Source organism: Trichlorobacter lovleyi, assembly GCF_015239775.1.
In the GTDB taxonomy this organism is placed as follows: Bacteria; Desulfobacterota; Desulfuromonadia; order Geobacterales; family Pseudopelobacteraceae; genus Trichlorobacter; species Trichlorobacter lovleyi_B.
On sequence record NZ_CP058409.1, the window covers coordinates 373,849 to 394,595 of the forward strand.

25 protein-coding genes are annotated in these 20,747 nt (G+C 59.1%); 5 read left to right on the top strand and 20 right to left on the bottom strand.

Going from position 1 to position 20,747, the window contains the following annotated elements; genetic code table 11:
• Nucleotides 1-7 precede the first annotated feature (7 nt).
• Nucleotides 8-1,180, top strand: coding sequence for a hypothetical protein (locus FY034_RS01815; protein ID WP_265553311.1), 1,173 nt, complete (start codon nt 8-10; stop codon nt 1,178-1,180).
• On the opposite strand, the gene FY034_RS01820 is transcribed toward FY034_RS01815, so the two are convergent.
• The 4 genes from FY034_RS01820 to ccsB are packed head-to-tail and all read right to left on the bottom strand — an operon-like array spanning nt 1,177 to nt 5,073.
• On the bottom strand, nt 1,177-2,007 hold the full coding sequence (locus FY034_RS01820; RefSeq protein ID WP_265553313.1) for a uroporphyrinogen-III synthase: 831 nt from the start codon (nt 2,005-2,007) through the stop codon (nt 1,177-1,179). The two genes, FY034_RS01815 and FY034_RS01820, sit on opposite strands and share 4 nt — an antisense overlap.
• A complete protein-coding gene (gene hemC / locus FY034_RS01825) occupies nt 1,979-2,917 on the bottom strand; it encodes a hydroxymethylbilane synthase (RefSeq protein ID WP_012468586.1) in 939 nt (312 codons plus the stop codon). The genes FY034_RS01820 and hemC overlap by 29 nt, the downstream gene beginning before the upstream one ends.
• Nucleotides 2,918-2,941: 24 nt before the next feature.
• Nucleotides 2,942-4,246, bottom strand: coding sequence for a glutamyl-tRNA reductase (hemA, locus tag FY034_RS01830; RefSeq protein WP_265553315.1), 1,305 nt, complete (start codon nt 4,244-4,246; stop codon nt 2,942-2,944).
• An 11-nt stretch (nt 4,247-4,257) separates the two neighbouring features.
• Nucleotides 4,258-5,073, bottom strand: coding sequence for a c-type cytochrome biogenesis protein CcsB (gene ccsB, locus FY034_RS01835; protein ID WP_012468588.1), 816 nt, complete (start codon nt 5,071-5,073; stop codon nt 4,258-4,260).
• A 216-nt stretch (nt 5,074-5,289) separates the two neighbouring features.
• Between ccsB and trxA the strand changes: the two genes are divergently transcribed.
• A complete protein-coding gene (trxA, locus tag FY034_RS01840; protein ID WP_265553316.1) occupies nt 5,290-5,619 on the top strand; it encodes a thioredoxin in 330 nt (109 codons plus the stop codon).
• Between the two features lies 1 nt (nt 5,620).
• Nucleotides 5,621-6,148, top strand: a complete 528-nt coding sequence (locus tag FY034_RS01845) for a TlpA disulfide reductase family protein (RefSeq protein WP_265553319.1) — start codon at nt 5,621-5,623, stop codon at nt 6,146-6,148.
• Nucleotides 6,149-6,178: 30 nt separating this feature from the next.
• Here the strand turns inward: FY034_RS01845 and galU are convergent, their stop codons facing one another.
• From galU to FY034_RS01905, 12 genes are all read right to left on the bottom strand, one after another.
• Nucleotides 6,179-7,054 (bottom strand): UTP--glucose-1-phosphate uridylyltransferase GalU, encoded by an 876-nt coding sequence (galU, locus tag FY034_RS01850; protein ID WP_012468591.1) that lies wholly within the window; start codon nt 7,052-7,054, stop codon nt 6,179-6,181.
• Between the two features lie 3 nt (nt 7,055-7,057).
• Nucleotides 7,058-7,912: a bifunctional methylenetetrahydrofolate dehydrogenase/methenyltetrahydrofolate cyclohydrolase FolD gene (gene folD, locus FY034_RS01855; protein ID WP_265553321.1), complete on the bottom strand. Its 855-nt coding sequence runs from the start codon at nt 7,910-7,912 to the stop codon at nt 7,058-7,060.
• A gap of 228 nt (nt 7,913-8,140) precedes the next feature.
• Entirely contained in the window at nt 8,141-8,362 is a 222-nt protein-coding gene (locus tag FY034_RS01860; RefSeq protein ID WP_012468593.1) for an FmdB family zinc ribbon protein, read from the bottom strand.
• A gap of 52 nt (nt 8,363-8,414) precedes the next feature.
• Complete coding sequence (locus tag FY034_RS01865; protein ID WP_265553323.1) at nt 8,415-9,137, bottom strand: Smr/MutS family protein; 723 nt, start codon at nt 9,135-9,137, stop codon at nt 8,415-8,417.
• 10 nt (nt 9,138-9,147) lie between these two features.
• Entirely contained in the window at nt 9,148-10,365 is a 1,218-nt protein-coding gene (locus FY034_RS01870; RefSeq protein WP_265553325.1) for a DUF401 family protein, read from the bottom strand.
• Between the two features lie 6 nt (nt 10,366-10,371).
• Nucleotides 10,372-10,761: a response regulator gene (locus FY034_RS01875; RefSeq protein ID WP_265553327.1), complete on the bottom strand. Its 390-nt coding sequence runs from the start codon at nt 10,759-10,761 to the stop codon at nt 10,372-10,374.
• 15 nt (nt 10,762-10,776) lie between these two features.
• Entirely contained in the window at nt 10,777-11,232 is a 456-nt protein-coding gene (locus FY034_RS01880) for a hypothetical protein (RefSeq protein WP_265553329.1), read from the bottom strand.
• Nucleotides 11,233-11,330: 98 nt separating this feature from the next.
• A complete protein-coding gene (locus FY034_RS01885) occupies nt 11,331-12,227 on the bottom strand; it encodes a tetratricopeptide repeat protein (protein ID WP_265553330.1) in 897 nt (298 codons plus the stop codon).
• Nucleotides 12,227-13,072 carry a hypothetical protein gene (locus FY034_RS01890; protein WP_265553331.1) on the bottom strand — a complete coding sequence of 282 codons (846 nt, stop codon included), beginning with the start codon at nt 13,070-13,072 and terminating at the stop codon, nt 12,227-12,229. Before FY034_RS01890 ends, FY034_RS01885 begins: the two co-directional genes overlap by 1 nt.
• A complete protein-coding gene (locus FY034_RS01895; protein WP_265553332.1) occupies nt 13,072-14,223 on the bottom strand; it encodes an acetoin utilization protein AcuC in 1,152 nt (383 codons plus the stop codon). The genes FY034_RS01890 and FY034_RS01895 overlap by 1 nt, the downstream gene beginning before the upstream one ends.
• A gap of 7 nt (nt 14,224-14,230) precedes the next feature.
• The gene (locus FY034_RS01900) at nt 14,231-15,121 is read right to left on the bottom strand and encodes a putative metalloprotease CJM1_0395 family protein (protein ID WP_265553334.1); all 891 of its coding nucleotides are present in this window, start codon (nt 15,119-15,121) and stop codon (nt 14,231-14,233) included.
• Between the two features lie 124 nt (nt 15,122-15,245).
• Nucleotides 15,246-16,142, bottom strand: coding sequence for a DnaJ C-terminal domain-containing protein (locus tag FY034_RS01905; protein ID WP_265553335.1), 897 nt, complete (start codon nt 16,140-16,142; stop codon nt 15,246-15,248).
• A gap of 126 nt (nt 16,143-16,268) precedes the next feature.
• Here FY034_RS01905 and hemG point away from each other — a divergent pair, with 126 nt between their 5' ends.
• Together hemG and FY034_RS01915 are read left to right on the top strand one after the other, a co-directional pair.
• A complete protein-coding gene (hemG, locus tag FY034_RS01910) occupies nt 16,269-17,672 on the top strand; it encodes a protoporphyrinogen oxidase (protein WP_265553336.1) in 1,404 nt (467 codons plus the stop codon).
• A 2-nt stretch (nt 17,673-17,674) separates the two neighbouring features.
• Complete coding sequence (locus FY034_RS01915; protein WP_265553338.1) at nt 17,675-17,932, top strand: GSU3128 family (seleno)protein; 258 nt, start codon at nt 17,675-17,677, stop codon at nt 17,930-17,932.
• A gap of 101 nt (nt 17,933-18,033) precedes the next feature.
• On the opposite strand, the gene radC is transcribed toward FY034_RS01915, so the two are convergent.
• From radC to FY034_RS01935, 4 genes are read right to left on the bottom strand one after another with little or no spacing between them, the layout of a single operon-like run.
• Nucleotides 18,034-18,726 (bottom strand): RadC family protein, encoded by a 693-nt coding sequence (gene radC, locus FY034_RS01920; RefSeq protein ID WP_265553340.1) that lies wholly within the window; start codon nt 18,724-18,726, stop codon nt 18,034-18,036.
• Entirely contained in the window at nt 18,723-19,541 is an 819-nt protein-coding gene (uppP, locus tag FY034_RS01925) for an undecaprenyl-diphosphatase UppP (protein ID WP_265553342.1), read from the bottom strand. The genes radC and uppP overlap by 4 nt, the downstream gene beginning before the upstream one ends.
• Nucleotides 19,542-19,547: 6 nt before the next feature.
• Nucleotides 19,548-20,237, bottom strand: coding sequence for a DUF2786 domain-containing protein (locus FY034_RS01930; protein ID WP_265553344.1), 690 nt, complete (start codon nt 20,235-20,237; stop codon nt 19,548-19,550).
• On the bottom strand, nt 20,234-20,743 hold the full coding sequence (locus FY034_RS01935; protein WP_265553345.1) for a DUF2062 domain-containing protein: 510 nt from the start codon (nt 20,741-20,743) through the stop codon (nt 20,234-20,236). Before FY034_RS01935 ends, FY034_RS01930 begins: the two co-directional genes overlap by 4 nt.
• Nucleotides 20,744-20,747: the final 4 nt, after the last annotated feature.

The following is a 20,747-nucleotide window of genomic DNA, read 5'->3' on the forward strand; positions in this document are numbered from 1 at the left end:
TACCAGCGTGAAAAATTATCTGAAAAACAGCATGCACCTGATTCTGCTGGCTACAGTCGGCCTGTTTATAGGGGCTGTGCCGGCCCAGGCAGATCTTGCAGAAGATCTGCAGGGGCTGATTGTTCAGTCACAGAACCTTGAAGTTCAATTGAAAAATATAACGCTTAATCCTGACTCGGTCTGTGGTCCGCTGGTCGAGGCAAACAAACAGGCCCGTGCCCTGTCTAACAGCATTGCGGCCCTGAACAGCAGTCTGGCAGCGCCGTTACAGACGGACGCAGCACTGCTGACAGCCATGGATACCTTGTCCATGACCGTCTTGAATATCTCCAATGAGTCCTTGCGGCTGTCCCTCGACCTGAAGGCGCTCAGCACTGTCAGCCGGGCCATCACCCTGAAGGATGGCATGACCGCAATGCTGCAGTTGTCTGATGATATTGGTGCCATGGCCGACCGGATTGGCGAGATGTCCGATAAAATTCTGGTGATGTCGGATAATATCGGTGTCATGGCCGACCGGATCCTGGTCAGCCAGCAGTTGCAGAGCCAGAATCTGGCTCTGACGCAGCAGGGGCTGTTGCAGACCCAGACCAATGCATTGACCCTGGTGGGGGTGCTGGAAACGGCGACCAATGACCTGGCACTGAGCAGCCTGATTGCCGAGGGGACAGTACTGACGGCCAAGCTAAGCGCGCTTGTGTTGAATCCGTTTACCATGAAGACGCAGATGCAGTATGCGGCTGCCAGCATCCGGACCTATCTGGACAAGGTCAAGGCGCTCCACACGACCATACTTTTTCAGGCGGGTACAGGTACCAGCTATCTCAGTACAACGACACTGCTGAACCAGCAGAACATGACCATCATGCTGAGCTCGCTGGCAAATGTGCTGGATGGCTACACCATTGCCATCGGCGGGCTGCAGGCGATCACCTCCAAGACAACCTTGACCGATTCCATGAAGAGCATGTTGCAGATGTCTGCTGATATCGGTCTGATGGCCAACCGGGTCCTGGAGATGGGTGATGTCATTCTGGCCATGGCTGATAATATCGGCATGGTGGCAGATCAGATCCTGGTGGCCCAGCAGCTGCAGAACACAAACATGGTGGTGACCCAGGCCTCCGTGCTGGGGGCACAGGAGTTTGCCATCGGGGTATTGAAGCGCCTGGTGAATTAGGTAATGGAAGGCACAGCGGGGGGGCAGCAGAGGGTATGCTGCTCAAGGGCGCGAATCAGGGCATCCAGGGTTGACTGCTCCGGTTCCACGGCAACGCTAAGCCCCAGCTCCTGACAGGCCCTGGTTGTTACCGGCCCGATGGAAACCACAGCGAGATCTGCCAGCAACGCCTGCAGCCGGGTGATGCCACCCGTCAACTGTGCCAGGTTGCGAACGGTTGAAGGGGAACTGAAGACAACCGCATCAAGCTGGTGCTGTTCCAGGGCCAGACGGGCAGAGTCAGGCAAGCCCTGCGGGATGATGTTCCGGTAGAGTACCGGGTCAACCACCACTGCCCCCCTACTGCGCAGTTGCTGCGGAATCAGGTCGCGGGCACCATCTGCCTTGGGAAACAGTACCCGCCGCCCCTGCAGGTCATGTCCGTGAAACGCGGCCACCACTCCTTCTCCGGTGAACTGTTCCGGGATCAGATCAGGCGTGATACCCAGCTGTGTCAGGGCCTCTGCGGTCTTAGGTCCGACCGCGCAGACCTTGCAGCTCCGCAGTACAGCGGGGGCAAGCCCCAGTTCCTGTAACCGGCCAAAGAAAAACCTGACCCCGTTTGCCGAGGTCAGAATCAGCCAGTCAAAGCCGGATAAAGCCTGGATGGCAGCATCCACAGCGGTCCAGGCTTCAGGTGGCACCAGCTGAATGGTAGGGCATTCCACCACCACAGCGCCACGCTGTTGTAACTGCCGGGAGAACCCGGCAGCCTGCTCTGCCGCGCGGGTCACCAGAATCCGGCAGCCTTGCAGGGGGTTAGTGGGCAATTTCCCGCTGGTAGACATCTTCCAGAATCGCCTTACCTCCAGCTGCCAGCAACCGGTCGGCCAGTTCTGTTCCCAGTTTTACCGCATCCGCTGTTGATCCACTGATGCGGTCCCGCACCGTCTGTTTGCCATCCACCGAGGCGATAAAGCCGACCAGGGTCAGGGTGTCACCGCTCACCGTGCCGTGGGCGGCAATCGGTACCTGGCAACCACCTTCACAGCGTTTGAGCAGCGCCCGTTCTGCGGCCACTGCAGCAGCGGTGTCTGCATGATTCAGGAAGGCCAGCGCCTCTATGGTCGCGTTGTCATCCAGGCGGCACTCCAGTCCCAGGGCGCCCTGGCCGATGGCCGGGATCGAGAAGTCCGTATCCAGCAGCTCGGTCACCACGTCGGTGAAGCCGAGCCGGTTCAGGCCCGCCGCTGCCAGGATCACGGCATCCAGATTGTCTTCCTTCAGCTTGCGAATACGGGTTTCCACGTTGCCGCGGATAATCACCATCTCCAGGTCGGGCCGCGCCTTGAGCAGCTGGGCCTGTCTGCGCAGGGCACTGGTGCCTATTCTGGCCCCCTGGCGCAGTTCGCTGAATGTTACCTTGTCCGAGATAAAGGCGTCACGGGGGTCTTCACGCTTGGTGGTTACCACCAGTCCCAGTCCTTCAGGGAACTCAGTCGGGACATCCTTCATGCTGTGTACGGCCAGGTCGATCTCACCCCGCAGCATTGCCTCTTCGATCTCTTTGACAAACAGTCCTTTGCCACCAACCTGTGCCAGTGGGACATCCAGGATCTTGTCTCCCATGGTCTTGATCTTGACCAGTTCAACCTGGATGCCGGGATACCGTGCTTCCAGTTCCGATTTGGTCCAGTTGGCCTGCCAGAGGGCCAGTTGGCTGGCGCGGGTGCCTATGCGGAGGCGTTTAGGTGCCATGTGTACAATCTCCTTTATCTCCGGTTATTCTTCCAATTCAAGTGATTCATTCGTGTCGGTGCCGCCCAGTTCCAGGTCAAACAGCGCTCGCAGGGCATCCAGGTACAGATCGGTACGATTCCCCTGGCCTGCCTTTTTGAGTACGCTGGTGGGCTGGTGCAGCAGCTTGTTCATAAAGGCGTTGGTCAGGGCTTCCAGCCGTTTTTCGGCGTCGGGCGGGGCATCCTTCCAGCCGGCCAGGGTGCGTTCCAGTTCCGCCTTGCGCAGTTCTTCAAAGCGGTTGCGCAGGGCAACGATGGTGGGGGTGACCTCAAGGGTGGCCACCCATTTGTAGAACTGGATGATCTCCTCGGCAATGATCGCCTCGGCCTTGTCTGCCTCCTGCTTGCGTCCCTCAAGGTTGGCAGCCACCACCTGCTGCAGGTCATCCATATCATACAGATAGACCGCATCCATCTCGTTGACTGCCGGGTCGATATCGCGGGGTACGGCAATGTCGATCAGGAACATCGGCCGCATCCTGCGGCGCTTGATCACCTCTTCCAGGTCGGGCGGTGTGATGATGGCGTGGGGCGCACCGGTGGAGGTCAGGACAATATCCGCCTTGTGCAGATGCAGAAACAGCTCGTCAAACGGGATCGCCTCGCCGCCGAACTCCTCAGCAAGGCGCTGGGCACGCTCAAAGGTCCGGTTGGTGACCATCACCCCCTTGGCGCCGTTGGTCAGGAAGTGGCGGGCTGCCAGTTCGCACATCTCGCCGGCACCGATCAACAGCACGGTCTTGTCGGTCAGATTGCCGAAGATCTTGCGGGCCAGCTCAACTGCGGCAAAGGAGACCGATACCGCTGACGAGGCGATTCTGGTCTCGGTACGCACCCGCTTGGCAACGGAAAACGCCTTGTGCAGGAAACGGTTCAGGATGATGCCGGAACTCTTGTACTCGGCGGCATAGCCGTAGGAGGTCTTGATCTGTCCCAGTATCTGCGGTTCACCAACCACCATAGAATCCAGTGACGAGGCGACCCGGAAAACATGGCGGATCGCCTCTTCACCATGGTAGCTGTAGAGATGTGGTTCGAGCAGGTCGTGGGCCAGGTGGTGGTACTCGGCCATGAAGCGGCGGATGCGGGCGATGCCGCCGGCAATGTCGCGGGTGGTGGCGTAGATTTCGACCCGGTTGCAGGTGGAGACGATGATCCCTTCCACAATGCCGTCCAGATTAACCAGCTCGTGCAGGGGCTTCTCGATGCTGTTGGGTGAGAAGGCGACCTTCTCTCTGATATCAACCGACGCAGTCTTGTGGGACAGGCCGACAACGATGATGTTCATACGGCCGTCCCTTAGGTGTAGCTATGCAGGCCGGGGAGCCAGAGGTTTACCCCGAGGAAGGTAAAGAGCATGACCAGAAAGCCGATGACGGTCAGGATGGCGGCCCGCCTGCCGCGCCAGCCGGTGGTAAGCCGCCCGTGCAGCAGGGCTGCATAGATAAACCAGGTGATCAGCGACCAGCTCTCTTTGGGGTCCCAGGACCAGTAGCTGCCCCAGGCCCGGGAGGCCCAGATGGCACCGGTGATGATGGCAACCGTCAGCATCGGGAAGCCGAAGGCAAGACAGCGGTAACCGATCTCGTCCAGTACATCCAGTGATGGCAGCTTCAGGAAGAGCGGCCCCAGGTGCTTCTTTTTCAGGAAATGGGATTGAATCAGATACAGCAGGGCTACGCCGCCGGAGATAGTAAAGAAGGCGTAGGCACCAAAGGCCAGGATGGTGTGCGAATAGATCCAGAGCGATTGCAGGGCCGGATTCAGCGGCTTGATTGCGGTTGGCGCGATGCCGGCGCCAAGGGTCAGCAACAGGGTGAATGGCACCACAAACGAACCCAGGATCCTGACCTTGTAGCGCTGCTCAAAGAAGAGATAGACCCCTGCGATTGTGAGTGCAAAGAAGGAGAGTGATTCGTGCATGTTGGTGATCGGCAGGTGCCCGGCAGCAATGAAACGATGGATAGTGGCCAGGCAGTGGGCCAGAAAACCGGCCAGCAGCACCCTGCTGCCCAGAATGGACTGGCAGGAGGAGTTGCGTAACAGGCAGCTCAGGTAAAGCAGTGTGGCAACTGCATAGAGCGAGAGGGTCAGGTAAAAGGATATCTGGGTCATTGGATAGGGTCCAGGGGCCAGAGGCCGGTATTCAGGATAAAAAAATAAACCTGCATTAAGTGATCGGCAGGGGTGTATTGTACGGGTCTGCTATTCCCACCGTCAACAGCTTTTCGTTGGTTGATTCTCTCTGCAGGATTTCCTGCTTGCATTTTTTCTGAAACACGGTAGTATTCAAAAAGTTGAATACATTACCGAGACTTAAGGAGGCTCTCCATGGCCAGTGATGCTGTTCTTACCCTGAGCGATGCCAATTTCGACCGTGACGTACTTCAGTCCGACCTGCCGGTGCTGGTGGACTTCTGGGCTACCTGGTGTGCCCCTTGTAAGGCGATTGCCCCGTTGATTGATGCCGTTGCAGCAGACTATGCCGGTAAGGTGAAGGTTGGCAAGGTCAACGTTGATGACAACCCGGCCACACCCGGTAAATACGGTGTGCGCGGCATTCCCACCCTGATCCTGTTCAAGGGTGGCAAGGTGATTGATCAGGTGGTTGGTGCTGTTCCCAAGTCCCAACTCGATGCTTTGATTGCCAAGGCACTCTAGGATGCCGTTCGTATCCTTGCAAGGCTGTTTCCGGGCTGTGACGCTGATCGTCACAGCCCTTCTGTTAGGCCTCTGCCCGTATAACGCGGAGGCTGCACCACGCCGTGGCCAGCCGGCTCCGCCCTTCAAGACCTTTTCCATCAAAGGCCAGCCGGTCTCTACTGAAGGGTTGAAAGGCTCGGTGGTGCTGCTGGATTTCTGGGCTACCTGGTGTCCCCCCTGCCGTGAATCAATCCCGCATCTGGCTGAACTGCACCGCAAGTACAGCAAGCAGGGTCTGGTCATTATCGGGATGAGTGTGGATGAGGGGGGGGAACGGACCGTCAAGGAGTACGCGGAAAACCATGCCATCCCCTACCAGATCGTGATGGCCAGCGGCAGGATCGGTTCCGACTATGGGGTGCGGGCGTTGCCGGTGCTGTACGTGATTGACAAAAACGGCCTGGTGCGCGAGCAGATCATGGGCTTTTCTGATCAGGCCGGCAAGGTGATCGAAAACCTGGTTAAAAAACTGTTGAACGAAAAGTAGGGCGAGGCAGCAGGCCCCGCCCTTATCAGCTTACAAACATCCCAGCCGCTGTTTCAGGTAGGCGGTAAAATCCTCCTTGAACTCATCCCGCTTCAGTGCCAGATCCACTGTTGCCTTCAGAAACCCCAGCTTGTCCCCGCAGTCATGGCGTAATCCTTCAAACAGACAGCCATACACCGCCTCGTCCTGAGACAGCCGTTTGATGGCGTCGGTCAGCTGGATCTCGCCGCCCCGGCCCGGTTGCTGCTGTTCCAGAAGCGGGAAGATGGCCGGGGTCAAGACGTAGCGACCGATGATGGCAAGGTTGGAAGGGGCCTCCGCCTGTGGCGGTTTTTCCACCATATCGGTCACCTCCATCACATGATCAGTGATCCGGTTGACCGCAACACAGCCGTAGGAGGAGATCTGTTCCATCGGCACCTGCTCAAGGGCCAGCACACTGCCTTTATAGTGTTCGTAGACATCCAGCAGCTGCCGCAGGCAGGGGGCGCTGCCAGGGGTGTCGATGATGTCGTCTCCCAGCAACACGGCAAACGGTTCATTGCCGATAAAGTCACGGGCACAGAGGATGGCATGCCCCAGCCCTAGGGCCTTTTTCTGGCGCACATAAAAGATATCAACCAGGTCGGCAATACAGCGTACCGCCTGCAGGGTCTCGTCTTTGCCCTTTTCCTCAAGGTGGTTTTCCAGCTCGGGTGAGCTGTCAAAGTGGTCCTCAATGGAACGCTTGGTCCGGCCGGTCACAAAGATGATCTGCTCAATACCGGCTGCCACCGCCTCTTCAACCACATACTGCACCAGCGGCTTGTCGATCAGTGGCAGCATCTCTTTGGGAGATGATTTGGTGGCAGGCAGGAAGCGGGTTCCCAGTCCGGCCACCGGAAAGATCGCCTTGCGGACTTTCATGCATTACCTCGTTACAGCCCGTTGGGCAGATTCAAGCGTATTTTGCAGCAGCATGGCAATGGTCATCGGGCCAACTCCGCCCGGTACCGGGGTGATCGCGCTGGCCCGTTCAGCAGCCGCAGCATACTCCACGTCCCCCACCAGTTTTTTCTCACCTACCCGGTTGATACCGACATCAATCACCACGGCCCCCGGCTTGATCCAGTCGCCTTTGACCATTTCTGGCTTGCCCACCGCTGCAATCACCACATCCGCCCGGCGGACCACATCCGCCAGATCCTTGGTGCGGGAGTGACAGATGGTGACAGTGGCATGACGGGACAGACACATCAGCGCCACCGGCTTGCCCACGATGTTGGAGCGTCCCACAACGACCACCTCTTTACCCTTCAGGTCATAGCCGATCTCATCCAGCATCACCATTACGCCATAGGGGGTGCAGGGCTGGAAGGTCGGTTTACCGATGGCCAGGCGGCCCACATTGTAGGGATGGAAGCCGTCAGCATCCTTGTCCGGCGAGATCGCCTCCAGCACCTTGTCTGTATCAATATGGTCAGGCAACGGCAACTGCACCAGAATACCGTGTACCCGGGGATCGGCATTCAGCTGTCCGATCAGGGCCAGCAGCTCTGCCTCGCTGGTGGAGGCCGGCAGTTCATGGTCAGCCGAGTACATCCCCAGCTCCACACACATCTTTTTCTTCATGCCGACATAGACCCGGCTGGCCGGATCATCACCCACCAGTACCACTGCCAGACCGGGGGTGATCCCCTGCTGTTTCAGGGTTGAAACCGTGCTGCCGATCCGTTCACGAACCTTTGCCGCAATCGCCTTACCGTCAATAATCTGTGCTGCCATGGCTGCCCTCCAGTGTGATTCCCATTTCAGTACAAGCTGCTGACTGGGTTGGCTGGCAGCTTGTACTGGAATCAGAATGAGTCTTAAAATATCTCAACATGATACGTTCAGGTCTGCTGCTTGTAAAGCCGGTATACCATGTTTATGCATAAAAAAATCCCCTGATGCTGTTTATCAGGGGATTCTGTCTGCTGCTGCTTCCGACACCCGGCCGGAATCCTAGACGCCTCAGCCACCGGCTGAGCAGGCTGCCGGCTTGGGGCCACCACTTGAGGGGCAATAGCCGGAGTTAAACCAGCCGTCACCTTTCAGGCTGAAGGCGGTCTGGGAAATCATCTTTTCTACTGCGCCGCCGCACTTCGGACATTCAGTGGCAGGGGCATCTGAAAACTTTTGGCGTAATTCAAACTGATTGTCGCAGGACTGACAACGGTATTCGTACATCGGCATGGCAACAGCCTCCTTCTAGTATAGCTTATTTTGAATATAGTAGTTCTTCTGGCTATTTGTCAAGGGGGCGCAGAAAGATAACAAAGGCGCCGCTGCCCCCCATTTCTGCCGGGGCCGGGGCATATTCGGTAATCAGGTCACGCCCCTGATCACGTAACCAGGCGGCAACGACCTGCTGCAGCACCGGGCCTTCGAGAGAATGATTCCCTTTGCCGGTGATCACCAGCGCCCCTTTTTCGCCGGCATTGCGAGCCGCCTGCAGAAACGGTCCCAACGATGCAAGCGCCTCTTCACGGGTCAGGCCGTGCAGGTCCAGCTGGCGGTCCAGCTGGATGATACCCCGCTTGAGCTGGCGCAGCCGGTTGCCGGTCAGGGGACGCAGCTCCTCTTCTTCAGGCAGTTGGTCTTTAAAACGGACATCAAGCTGCAGCTTCTCCACCTCCTGCAGGAAGGTCTTGCGGGCCGCAGCCTCTTCCCGGGGCAGCGGCTTTGCGACAGATCTTGCAGTGTTTTTGGGGGGAGCGCCCTTCTTGCCGGGGCTGACAGGCGCCGGGATGCTGGTCCGGCTCTCCTCATCATCCAGCCGGCGTACCCCGGACATGGCCTGCCGGAACAGCTCGTCACCCGCCGGTTCAGCTTTCGGCACTACCGCCTTTTTGACCGGTTCAGGAGGAGGCGCCGTTTCAACGGCGATCCCTTTCAGGGCAGCAAAGGGATTCGTACGGAAAGGGGGGGGAGCTGCCGGCTTGAGTGTCTTCTGTTTTTTTTGTGCCATCGTGCATTCCTCAGCGATAGATCAGATACGGGACCAGGACGGCTGCCAGCACCACTACCGAAGGAGCCATCAGCCGGTGGTAGACCAGGGCGGTGTCCGCCTCAAAATACTCGCGGGTCAGTACAAAACAGAGATGGACCGGCGAGAGCATCACCCCGGCAAAACCGCTGGCAAAGGCCAACGCCTCCAGCCAGAGATTGGGCTGGCCGCTCCCCATCAGTGGTAGCAACAGCGGAAAGGTAATCCCGACATAGCCGACCGTCAGTCCGGTCATCACACCGGCAATGAATGGAATCAACGCTACCAGCAACGGTATCGGCAGCTGTGAGGTGACAAAGAAGCTTGAAATACCTGCCAGAGCACCGGTGGCGCGCAGCACCTCCTGGAAGACCATGATACCGGCCACCAGGAGCAGGGCTTTGATTGAAAGGCTCTCATGCAGCGTCTTCAGTATCTGCGGCGGGCTGTAACGATGGGCCACAAACAGGACCGCCACACCGCCGGAGAGCGCCAGCACGGCGCTGATCTTAAAGAGTACCACCAGTGCCAGTGAGATCAGGATCGGGGCGGACATCAGCAAAAAAGTGCCGAACTGGGCTGCACGGTCATCCTGCCGGTGACCTGCTGCGGGGGGGCTGGAGTCAATTCCCCTGAAACAGAACCAGGCTCCGGCAAGGATCACCGTCAGGGCAAAGGGCAGGTGGGCCAGAAAGAGCTGCCGGGTTGAGAGCCCGCTCAGACCGGCAGCCAGGATGATGCCGGGATACAGCGGTGAGACATACTCCCAGATATGGCGGTACCAGTAGTTGATTAATGCCTTCTGCTCAGGGCTTGCCGCGATCCCTTTGGCAGCCTCGGCCACCATCGGAGCTGAAAAGACCGCCCCGCCGGGGGATGGAAGCATGCCGATCATGGCAGGCAGGGCAGCCATCACCATCCTGCGATCCGGCAGTGCTGCCGAAAGGGAGCTGACCATGCGCTTCAGCATGCCGGTGGTACGCAACAGATTTTCCATCACCATGGTCAGGGCCAGGGTGGCGGTCATTTCCAGTGACTTGGGGGATGCCAGGCCCAGCCAGACTGCCCGGCCCAGATCCGGTAGGGGCAGCAGGTACAGCAGTGCCAGAAGTGCGGCGCCGATCGGCATTACGGCGGCCATGGAGACCTTGCGCCGCAGCAGCCAGATGATGAAGACCAGCACCAGGCCGGTCAAAAACAGGTGGCGCATGGCCGCTCAGGTTCCCTGAACTGCCTTCTTGCTCAAGGAGCTGAAGATCATGTCCAGCACCGCCTTCTGGCGTACTTCATGTTTGTTGAGAACGGCAAGGCAGCTGCCCATGGGGCACTGCTCATGCAGAAAGTCGGCATCCCGGCTGGAGAGGATCACAATCCTGTTTTTCTCGATGCCGGACTGCACGGCAAAATTCATCAGTTTACGTCCATCAAGGGTGGGCATTTCAAAGTCAATCAGGATCAGGTCATAGGGGGCGCGGCGGATGGCGGTCAGCGCTTCAAGGGGGTTGTTGCAGACATCCACCGAGAGCAGGGGGTACTGTTCGGCGATATACTCTCCCAACAGGCGGGTAAAGGCTGGATCATCATCTATCAACAGAATTTTTCCCATTGCGTCCTCAGTATGTCAGAACAGGTAGGGAGAGTGATTCGTGAACTGCTCCCGCTGTCTCCGGATAACCCAGCTGATCCAGAGTACGATCCCGACCGTGCAGAGATTGCTGAACAGCATGCCGCCTGGATCAATCGTCCGCTCAAGTATCCGCTCCAGTTCCTTGCGGGGCACCAGCCAGAGATTGACCAGGGTGTTCAGCACTTCATAACCGTTATAACTTAACAGCAGATACCAGGTCAGGCGCTGCCGTTTCAACAGTCCGAGAAACAGATGCAGGCAGACCAGGCTGTCCAGCCCGATAAAGATCTGGGCTGCTCTCCCCTCCAGAATACGTCCGAAAAACGGCACCGGCTGACCATAGCTCATGACCGTCATGACCAGCAGGAAGAGGTACAGGCCGGTCAGCATGATCATGGCCTGGGAACGTGGTTGCGCCTCTTCGGTATCCTCCGGCAGATCCTCGATCATGATTTCTTTTTTCGCATATCGCTGATCCCGACGCAAAAGGCGATCACCAGCAGGATAAAACCGATAAACAGCCAGTCGGCGGTGCTGAAGCCGAACATCTAGCACCGTCCTTTCACGGCATCGGCCTTGTCGGTCATGTTGACCGCCCGATAGCACTGCTCGAGAAAGCGGTAGACGCCTGCCATCGGAAATTGGGCGCAGAAGACCGTGTCCAGCAGTACATCCTCCACAATGGCCGCCGCCTCATAGAACTGGTCATCCTGGTGCTGCTCAAAGGCAACCGAGAGGGCGGTCAGGTAGTCCACCGCCGGCACCTTGGGCAGTTCACCACGCTGAATGGCGGCAATACGGGCTTCAAGACTAAGGCGTTCGCCGGCCTGCAGCCGCTCAAGCAGCGGCTGCCACAAGGCCAGTGCCTGATCATAGTGGCCCAGCACATAGTGGGTTTCTCCCAGCTGGTAGCAGGTATGCAGATCATCCGGGGCCAGTTCAACCGAACGGCTCAGGTATTTTTCCGCACCGTACCAGGACTGTACCGCCAGGTGGGCAGCCTCCATCCGGCTTCCTTTTTCCATCAGGGTACGGCCGATCTCCCGCCACAGGCCGGCATTGTCCTGCTCAAGCAGGGCCATGATCTTCAGCAGGTTGACCTTGCGATCCAGGTACGGGGAGTCAACCTCTTTGGCATCCAGCATGATCGCTTCACCGCCGATCTCGGCAATGATATGGGGGTAACCTGTCTGCAAGACCCGCGCATAGTCAACCGCGTAGGTGCAGTCCGGGTTCTGGCGCAGGGCAAAGAACATGCCCTGACCAACCTGATCATAATTGGGAGCGCCATGCTCAAGGGCGGCCCGGTAGCTCTCCTCCACCAGCGGTATCGGAAATTCCCACGGGATGTTGACCCGGCCATCACGACCGGTGATGTGGAAATCTGCAGGAGGTTGAAAGTAGCTGATCCCGTCCAGCGGGGTTGGTGCAATGCAGTTCTGCATTAGTGGTGCTCCTCAAACTGGCGGCCCGGGAAGGTGTTCAACCCGGCATCAACGCCGATCATTTTGTAGATACGTATTTCATCCCAGGGTTCATCCAGGATCCCGTCATGGATGGCCCAACTGCGGCCCCGCACGGTCAGTTCCATCCCCGGCATCCTGAACGGACTGGAGCCGTCCAGCCGCTGGTACAGTTTGCCACCGGGCTGGAACTCACGGTCAATCTCCAGCATCAAACGTTTGCCGGTCAGGTAGTCAAAGCCGTAGCGCTCATAACGGATGGCGTTGTCGTAGGAGAGCGGTTCGGCAACGATCATCTCCATCCCCAGGCGGTCGGTGAACCGTTCGGCCAAAGCGAAAAACTCGCCGAACATCCGCAGTCCCCGCCTGGTCTGGTGAGGAAACAGTCCGGCCTGCATGGCCCGTAGTTCCTCCGGCAGGTTTCTGCCGTTGGAAGAAAAGTAGTTTACCGCCCCGGCTTCGTTTACGTCAACCGCAAAGCGCGGAGCGGACGGATCGCAGATGATGCAGAAGGCCAGCTCCATTTGATGAAATTGCGTATCACTCAGTTCAGCAAAAAAGACTACATCGGTATCTTCTGGCCGGGCACGCACCTCAATCCTGGCAAAGCTCAGGCCTTCCGGCGCAATGACCTGTACCAATCGTTCCTGTGAGGGATTGCAGAGTGTAGCTGGATCAAGCTGCAGCAGCTGTAACAGGCGCCCCGGCAGCAGTCCGGCATAGATCGCCTCTTTTTCCGGTGCCTCCAGCCGGTTGATGGCCGCCAGTGAGGTCAGCGCGTGGCCATGCCGGCCAAGCATCGGGCTATTTCCCGGCAGCTTCGGCATCAGAGCAGTACCGCCAGCTCTCCACCGATGATAACCGGGAAGACCTGTTGCTTGATGGCGCTGATGCTGCGCTCCAGTGCATCCAGTGCCAGGCCGCGGTCATGCTCGTCAGCCCAGTGCAGGGCATCCAGCAGCATGGTGTGCGGGTAGCCCTGCTGACGGATTTTTTTTACAAAGGCAGCCGGCAACCGGGGTGGGAGCGCTACCCTGTTCATGGCGCCCCAGGCGATAGCCCAGGCCCTGGCGGTGTTCATCAGGTCATAGCCGCCGCCCCCCAGCGCCACCCAGGGGATCTTCAGGGCCTGCAGCTTGCGCATGATGTAGGCATAGCTGTGGGTGGTAATCTCCAGTCTGGTCAGCGGGTCGGTGCGGAAGGCGTCCGCCCCGATCTGGGCAACGATGATATCCGGGTTAAAGGCGGCCAGCAGGGGGTAGACCACCTCATCGAAGGCCCTCATGTAGAGCGGATCATCGGTATGGGCCAGGAGCGGCAGGTTGACACTGTAACCCTGTCCGCGCCCGATGCCGGTTTCATCTTCAAAGCCGGTGCCGGGAAAGAAGTAGACCCCGCTTTCATGCAGCGAGATGGTCAGCACCTGATCATCAGCATAGAACCCCTCCTGGACACCATCACCGTGGTGGGCATCCAGATCAAGGTAGGCCACCCGGCGCCCCCGTTCCCGCAGCCAGTTGATGGCGATCACCGCATCATTTAAGTAGCAGAACCCTGAAGCCCTGGCAGGGTGACCATGGTGCCAGCCGCCAGCCAGAGACAGCACGCTCTCAAAACGCTCTTCCTCGATCAGGCGGCAGGCCTCCAGTGTGGCGCCTGCCCCCAGGGCGGCATAGTCGTACAGGCCTTTGAAGACCGGACAATCGGCATCACCCAGGCCGAACATGAAGTCGGCCCGTGGTTCATCCGAGGCGCTGAACTCTTTCAGGCGCTGCAGATAGGCCGGGGTATGGAAGCTGAGAATCTGCTCGTCGGTCACCGGAGTGCAGTCACGGCGTTCCATGCCGGGCAGGTCAAGCAGGCCATAGGCCTCCAGCAGCTCCAGTGCCAGACCGTAACGGTGCAGCTGAAACGGGTGCTGACTGCCGTAGCTGAACTGTTCAAAACGGGATGAATAGACGAGGGCGGTACGTGGCACGGTGGGATCAGGCAAAGGCTGAAATTAGCAGATCGGCGCGGGTTTGAGAGGAACTGTTGCCTGATCTGGTTGCCGCCGGTTGGGTGGGGTCGCTGTTTTTATCCGTTGTCCGGTCGTTGCCTTGTACAGCAGGGTTGCCGTAGGCCTGTTGAATCCGGGTGTCCGTGCCGCTGGAGGCCTTTGGAGCGGTCTTGTCGTCCTTGGTGGCGGTCGGGTCAGCAGCTTCCGTGGCGGCCTCTTGGGCAGGATCCACTGGCTGGGTCGGGTCAGGCTTGGCTGTCGGACTTTCTGATTGCAGTTTCTGCTGCTGGGCATCTGCCATCTGGCTGGAGGCCTGGGCCGCCACGGCCCGATCCTGGCCTGAGGGATCAGCCGGTGCCAGGGCCGCCCGGATGACCTGCTGCATGCGGGAGATGGTTTCCTCGGGGGTCCGGCCGCTGGACATGTCAATCTGGACCTCGCCGCCGGTGATGTAGCTGCGGCCATCCGGCCCCTGGGTGTAGCTGTAGGAGGCGGAACTGGCCAGGTTGCCTCCGACCGCCTTGTGGGCCGCCTCGTGGGCCTTGACCTTTTCCTCGGTCTGTTTCAGACGGGAAATCTGCTGTTGAACCTGGGGATCCTCGATGCTTTTGCCATCAGCGGTGGTCTTTTCGCCCGGCTTGGGTTGCTTTTTGGTGCCGTCCTGGGCAGCTGTCTGGGGTTGGGACGCCTCTGTCTCTGAATTCTGGCCGGACAGGGTCACCTGATCCTCCGGCAACCGGATGCCCTGTGCCTGGACAGACGTGCCGGTACGTCCGGCAGCGGTCTCAGACTGGCCGTTCTCCGTTGTCCGGGCCTCCGGTGCCGCTGCTGTCGAGCTGTAAGCGGCGCCGCTATTAATGATGCCAAGAGGGTCCATACCCTGCCATCCCTGCCTGAAAGTGCTATCCTATACCAAAATTATACAAAATCAGGCGGTAGTACTGCAAGAAACAATATGTTGCATCAATCCGGGCGGAGAAGACGGGCTGGCTGGCGGCGACTCAGAGCCCTGCCTTGGCCAGTTCTTCCACCAGCTTTTTCTGACTGCTGTTCAACCCTTCCGGCACATGCACGGCAATCTTGACGTACAGATCGCCCTTGGCATTGGAACCAAGCGACTTGATACCGCATCCTTTCAGGCGGATCTTGGTGCCGGGCTGGATGCCGGCCGGTACCTTGATCCTTTTGGGTTCTTCAAGGGTGGGCACTTCAAGGCTGACCCCCAGGCAGGCCTCGCTGAAACGGATGGTACGTTCCACAAACAGGTCGCCGCCGTCGCGGGTAAAGACCGGATCATTGGCCACCCGGATATCAAGATAGAGATCGCCATTGGGGCCGCCGTTTTCTCCGTCGCTTCCCTTGCCGGCAATCCTGATCCTGCTGCCGTTGTCCACTCCGGCCGGAATCTTTACCTTCAGCTCCTCCCGCTGGCCGTTGCGGCGGAAGGCCACCAACCGTTCTCCGCCGGCGGCTGCATCGCGGAATCCGACATCAACGGTCAGGGAAAGATCGCCACCCTGACGGGGTCCCCGGGAAAAACCGCGTCCCCCACCCCGGCCGAAGGCACCGCCGAACAGGCGCGAGAAGATATCTTCGCCGCCGCCCATGCCCATATCCTTGAAGGTGCCGGAGAAGTCGAAATTGCGGAAGATATCCTCCTGGCTGTACTGCTGGTGGAAGTCGGAAGAGCCGAAGGTATCGTACTTTTTACGTTTATCGGGGTCGGAGAGGACGGCGTAGGCCTCGTTGATCTCCTTGAACTTCTCCTCTGCCGCTGTATCGCCCTGGTTGCGGTCCGGGTGGTATTTGACCGCCAGTTTGCGGAATGCCTTCTTGATATCGTCTGCTGAGGCATCCTTGGCAACACCCAGTGCCTCGTAGTAGTCTTTCTGTGCCATTGTCACTGCTCCTTTCATCCATTTCCCATAACAATTTAGGCAGCTTTTAGCCCGCTGTCAACGCTGCTTGACAGTCCGGGAGGTGCGCCGTACTATCTATCGTTACCACAGTGCGAGGGGAGTATCATGAAAAAAGTACTGGTGATTGGCGGCGGCATATCCGGTCTTTCCACGGCCTGGCTGCTGGACAAGCGGGCCAGAGAGGCCGGGATAAGCCTTGATCTCTGTCTGCTTGAGCAGGAGCAGCAGCCCGGCGGCAAGATCAAGTCGGTTCGCGAAGAGGGCTTTCTGTGCGAGTGGGGCCCCAACGGTTTTCTGGATAGCAAGCCCCAGACCCTGGAACTCTGCGCGGCCTTGGGGATAACGGACCGTCTGCACCGCAGTAACGATAATGCCCGCAAACGCTATATATTCACCGGTGGTGAGCTGCACCGCCTGCCGGAAAACGGCCCTTCCTTCCTGAAGAGCCGCCTGCTTTCCTGGCCCGGCAAGCTGAGGCTGCTGGGGGAACCCTTTGCCGCCAACCCGCCGGGCAGTGACGAAAGCCTGGCAGCCTTTGGCCGTCGCCGTCTCGGCGCAGAGGCACTGCAGAAACTGATCGCACCGATGGCCTCCGGCATCTTTGCCGGAGATCCTGAAACCATGTCGCTGGTCTCCTGCTTTCCCCGCATTGCTGAGCTGGAGCGGGAATACGGCGGCCTGTTTGTGGCCATGCTGGCCCTGGCGAAGAAAAAGAAACAGGAACGCAAGGAAGGCAAGATCAGCAGCTCTGCTGCCGGGCCGGGCGGCACCCTGACCTCATTTAAAGAGGGGATCCAGTTCCTGACTGATACCCTGGCTGCGCAACTGGGGGGGCGGGTCAGGACCGGAGTTGCGGTGGCAGCGGTTACCAGGTCAGGTGACGGCTGGGAGGTCAGAACCACGGCTGGCGAAACGCTGCAGGCTGATCTGGTGATCTCGGCAGCGCCGGCCTTTGCTGCCGCCGGCATGCTGGAGGGGGTTGATGCCAGCCTGGTTGCTACCTTGCGACAGATCCTCTATTCCACCCTGAATGTGGTCTGCTGCGGTTTCAAGAAGGAAGGTCTGGGGCACCCGCTGGATGGTTTTGGTTATCTGGTGCCCAAGGAGGAAGGACGTACCGTGCTGGGTACCCTCTGGGATTCCAGCATGTTTGAGGAACGGGCGCCAGGTGGCATGGCGCTTTTGCGCAGCATGGCCGGTGGCGCCTGCCGCCCGGAATTGATGGAACTGCCGGAGTCTGAACTGCTGCAGCGGGTGCGGGATGATCTCCAGGCTGCCATGGGGATCACGCAGTCCCCCTGCTTCAGCCGGATCATCCGTCATCAACAGGCGATCCCGCAATACACGGTGGGGCATGGTAAACGCCTGGAGGCGATTGAAGGACGTTTGTCCAGTCTGCCTGGCCTGCTGCTGACCGGCAACGCCTTTAAAGGAGTCGGACTCAACGACTGCGTAGCGGCCTCGCAGGCCACCGTGGGGCGGGCAATGGCATATCTCGAGAGGGTATAACCATGAAGATTCGCAAAAAACTGTTTGCCGATTTTGAGTATGAAGAGGTGCTGGATATCAAGACCCGTGAATTGATCCGGGTGGGCTGCGCCGTGGCGGTCGGGTGCCCCACCTGACTGAAGAAACACTTCGCCCTGGCGAAGGAAGCCGGCGCCGGGAGCGCCGAACTGAAGGAGGCCATGGCCTACGGGGTGATCGCCCCGGCCGGCAGGGCCAAGAATTTTGCCCTTGAGCTGATGGACGAATTGGGAAAAGAGTAAAACCTCATGGGGACGGCCGGATACAGGGCGCCTGGCGTGTAGCGACCGGGACATGCCGAATCAGGCAGACGGGGGAGTGAGTGCCGCGCAACGCAGCAGTTCTAGAGCAGCCCTGATTCGACGAAGCTGAAGTAGGCACCATCCCCGATGATGATATGATCCAGCACCTTGATCCCCAGGATCTCACCGGCCTCTTTCAGGCGCCGGGTGACCTCGCGGTCCTCCCGGCTGGGGGCCGGATCACCGGAGGGGTGGTTGTGGATGAAGATCACGGCAGCGGCCGATTCCCGCACTGCCGGGGCAAAGACCTCCCGTGGATGGACGATGGATTGATTCAGGCTGCCTTCCGATACCTGCACCTTGCGGCTGATCCGGTTCTTGCCGTCCAGCAACAGTGCCAGAAACAGCTCCCTGCGGTTGTCCCGCAGTTCATGGTGAAAAAAGTCAAAGACCTGGGCCGGTGAGGTAAAACGCTCCAGCGTCTCCAGCCGCCGGGCCTGAAAACGGCTTCCCAGCGTAAAGGCGGCCTTGATCGAGGCCGCCTTTGCCAATCCCAGTCCCTTAATCTGTTGCAGTTCATTCAGTTCAGCCTGGGCCAGCTCCCGCAGGTTGCCGTCAAACCGCTCCAAAAGTTCCCGCCCCAGATCAATGGCGCTCTTGCCCGCCGCGGCATCGCCGGTACGCAGTACCAGGGCCAGCAGCTCTGCATCGGACAGGGCTGCTGCGCCGCGCTTAAACAGCTTTTCCCGTGGCCGTTCATCCTCCGGCCAGTCTTTGATGGCCGTGGTGCTCATGACAGCAGACCGGCCCCCAAGAGCGCCATGATGCCGATACCGGCAGCGACTCGGTACCAGACAAACGGCCAGAGCGTACGGTTTTGTACAAACTTCAGCAAAAAGGCAACGCTGAGGTAACCGACAACGGCCGAAACCACTACCCCCACCAGCATCGGTTGGGCCATGCCCGGTTCAATGCCATGCTTCAGCAGGTGGAGCCCTTTCAACAGGGCTGCACCAAACACGATCGGCAGCGAGAGCAGGAACGAGAAACGGGCCGCATCGGTCCGGGCCAGTCCCAGCAGCAGGCCTGCAGTGATGGTGATGCCGGAGCGTGATACACCCGGTACCAGGGCCAGACACTGAAAACAGCCCACCAGCATGGCCGTGCCCAGGGTGATTGAAGCGACGTCGTGCAGCTTTTTGCCGTAACGGTCAGTCAGTCCCAACCCCAGTCCGAACAGGATCAGCATCAGGGCGATCATCAACGGGCTGCTGCGGAAGAATTCTTCAATCGGCTGTTCAAGGGTTTTACCGGCAATGGCGGCTGGTATCGAGGCCAGTACGATCATCCAGGGCAGCCGCAGCCTGCGGGGGGCTTCAGGCTGGTAAAAACCGGTCAGGCCATCCTGTACCAGGGTAACAACGTCTTTGCGGAAGTAGATGAAAATGGCCAAAAAGGTACCAAGGTGCAGGGCGACATCAAAGGTCAGCCCGGAATCGGGCCAGCCCAGCAGGCGAGGAATCAGGATCAGATGGCCGGAACTGCTGATCGGCAGAACTTCGGTGGCGCCCTGAATCAGGCCCAGCAGGGCGGCATGCAGCAGGTTCATGGGGGATTACTCCTCGGGGAGGGTTTTCAGGCCGGGGTTAAGCTGCAGCGAGGCGCCATCCTGCCGGCCCTGATGGAAGGCCTCTGAGACCACGGTGGAGCTGCGGCTGCGCCGGGTTCTCAGCTCACCGACATGTTCTTCCCGGTACTGCCGGATCAGGGCATCCTTAACCGGCACCAGCGCCTTGCTGGTGGTGGGGGTCTGAGCCTTCTGCGCTGTCATGGCCTGACGGACCCCGTGCACACCACCCAGCAGGTAGGAGGTACGAATTCTCTGGCGGTCCGCGGCAGGCAACCTGGCATCACGCAGCTCCAGGCTGCTCAGGTAGCCCGAGGCCAGTCTGCGCAGCTCCTTGATCAGGTACTGCAGGGTGCAGGCCGCCACCCCCGGATCTTCCCCAACCCCGATGAAACGCAGGCGGCTGTGCTCCTGATTGGTGGTGACAATCGGAAAACAGTCAAAGGCGTTGGCCACGGTGGCAAACAGCGATGACAGCCACTTGGGGACGGTCTTGGCCACCTTCAGTTCAACCTCGCCAGCCCCTTCCTCCTGCATCTCCAGTTCAGACATGGCCAGGTTATGTTCAGCCAGCAGACGTTGGGCATGGGCCGCGGCCAGGGCTGCTTCATGCTCGTTACTGCTGTTTGAGAGGGCCAGCAGTTTACGTACCCGTTCAATGATCCGTTCGCGGGTCATGGTATTTCTTTTTCCTGTTTCTGCTCCTGTTCAAGGTCTTCGCCGACTATGATTGATTCGCGGGTCAGTTCCGCCAGCCCCGGGTCTTTGCGGCGGAAGCGCACCACCAGCCAGTAACAGAGAAAATAGGCGATGATGGCCGCTACAATGCCGATGACTGAGCTGCCGAGCAGGAGCGATTTGGAATAGACCTTCAGTTCCTGCCACTCAAGATGTGCGAAGACAAAAGGTTTGGGGGGCAGTCCCCGCAGAAAACGTCCCAGCTTGAAACTGGCTATCAGGGCCGGCCCAACGGTAAGGGGGGTGTTGACCCAGGCGCCGGTGATGGTGGTCAGTTTGTTCAGGCGGAACAGAAAGGCTGCGGCAATGGCCAGGGGGGTATGCAGGCCGAAAAACGGGGTAAAGCTGATAAAGACCCCGACGGCAAAACCGGTCGCAATATGGCCGGGGTGGCTGTCCAGGGCCAGAATAGCCTTCATCCGCTGTTTTATCTGTTCTTTGTTCATGGGA

Coding starts and splice junctions, on each gene's coding strand:
- hemA (WP_265553315.1), bottom strand. CDS start 4,246: ATGAACATCATCGTTGTCGGCCTGTCCCACAAGACTGCGTCGGTTGAT.
- FY034_RS01890 (WP_265553331.1), bottom strand. CDS start 13,072: ATGCCGAAGCTGCCGGGAAATAGCCCGATGCTTGGCCGGCATGGCCAC.
- galU (WP_012468591.1), bottom strand. CDS start 7,054: ATGAAAGTCCGCAAGGCGATCTTTCCGGTGGCCGGACTGGGAACCCGC.
- FY034_RS01845 (WP_265553319.1), top strand. CDS start 5,621: ATGCCGTTCGTATCCTTGCAAGGCTGTTTCCGGGCTGTGACGCTGATC.
- FY034_RS01885 (WP_265553330.1), bottom strand. CDS start 12,227: ATGCAGAACTGCATTGCACCAACCCCGCTGGACGGGATCAGCTACTTT.
- hemG (WP_265553336.1), top strand. CDS start 16,269: ATGAAAAAAGTACTGGTGATTGGCGGCGGCATATCCGGTCTTTCCACG.
- FY034_RS01870 (WP_265553325.1), bottom strand. CDS start 10,365: ATGCGCCACCTGTTTTTGACCGGCCTGGTGCTGGTCTTCATCATCTGG.
- FY034_RS01900 (WP_265553334.1), bottom strand. CDS start 15,121: ATGGACCCTCTTGGCATCATTAATAGCGGCGCCGCTTACAGCTCGACA.
- FY034_RS01930 (WP_265553344.1), bottom strand. CDS start 20,237: ATGACCCGCGAACGGATCATTGAACGGGTACGTAAACTGCTGGCCCTC.
- ccsB (WP_012468588.1), bottom strand. CDS start 5,073: ATGACCCAGATATCCTTTTACCTGACCCTCTCGCTCTATGCAGTTGCC.
- FY034_RS01875 (WP_265553327.1), bottom strand. CDS start 10,761: ATGGGAAAAATTCTGTTGATAGATGATGATCCAGCCTTTACCCGCCTG.
- FY034_RS01820 (WP_265553313.1), bottom strand. CDS start 2,007: ATGTCTACCAGCGGGAAATTGCCCACTAACCCCCTGCAAGGCTGCCGG.
- uppP (WP_265553342.1), bottom strand. CDS start 19,541: ATGAACCTGCTGCATGCCGCCCTGCTGGGCCTGATTCAGGGCGCCACC.
- folD (WP_265553321.1), bottom strand. CDS start 7,912: ATGGCAGCACAGATTATTGACGGTAAGGCGATTGCGGCAAAGGTTCGT.
- radC (WP_265553340.1), bottom strand. CDS start 18,726: ATGAGCACCACGGCCATCAAAGACTGGCCGGAGGATGAACGGCCACGG.
- FY034_RS01905 (WP_265553335.1), bottom strand. CDS start 16,142: ATGGCACAGAAAGACTACTACGAGGCACTGGGTGTTGCCAAGGATGCC.
- FY034_RS01935 (WP_265553345.1), bottom strand. CDS start 20,743: ATGAACAAAGAACAGATAAAACAGCGGATGAAGGCTATTCTGGCCCTG.
- trxA (WP_265553316.1), top strand. CDS start 5,290: ATGGCCAGTGATGCTGTTCTTACCCTGAGCGATGCCAATTTCGACCGT.
- hemC (WP_012468586.1), bottom strand. CDS start 2,917: ATGGCACCTAAACGCCTCCGCATAGGCACCCGCGCCAGCCAACTGGCC.
- FY034_RS01860 (WP_012468593.1), bottom strand. CDS start 8,362: ATGCCGATGTACGAATACCGTTGTCAGTCCTGCGACAATCAGTTTGAA.
- FY034_RS01865 (WP_265553323.1), bottom strand. CDS start 9,137: ATGGCACAAAAAAAACAGAAGACACTCAAGCCGGCAGCTCCCCCCCCT.
- FY034_RS01880 (WP_265553329.1), bottom strand. CDS start 11,232: ATGATCGAGGATCTGCCGGAGGATACCGAAGAGGCGCAACCACGTTCC.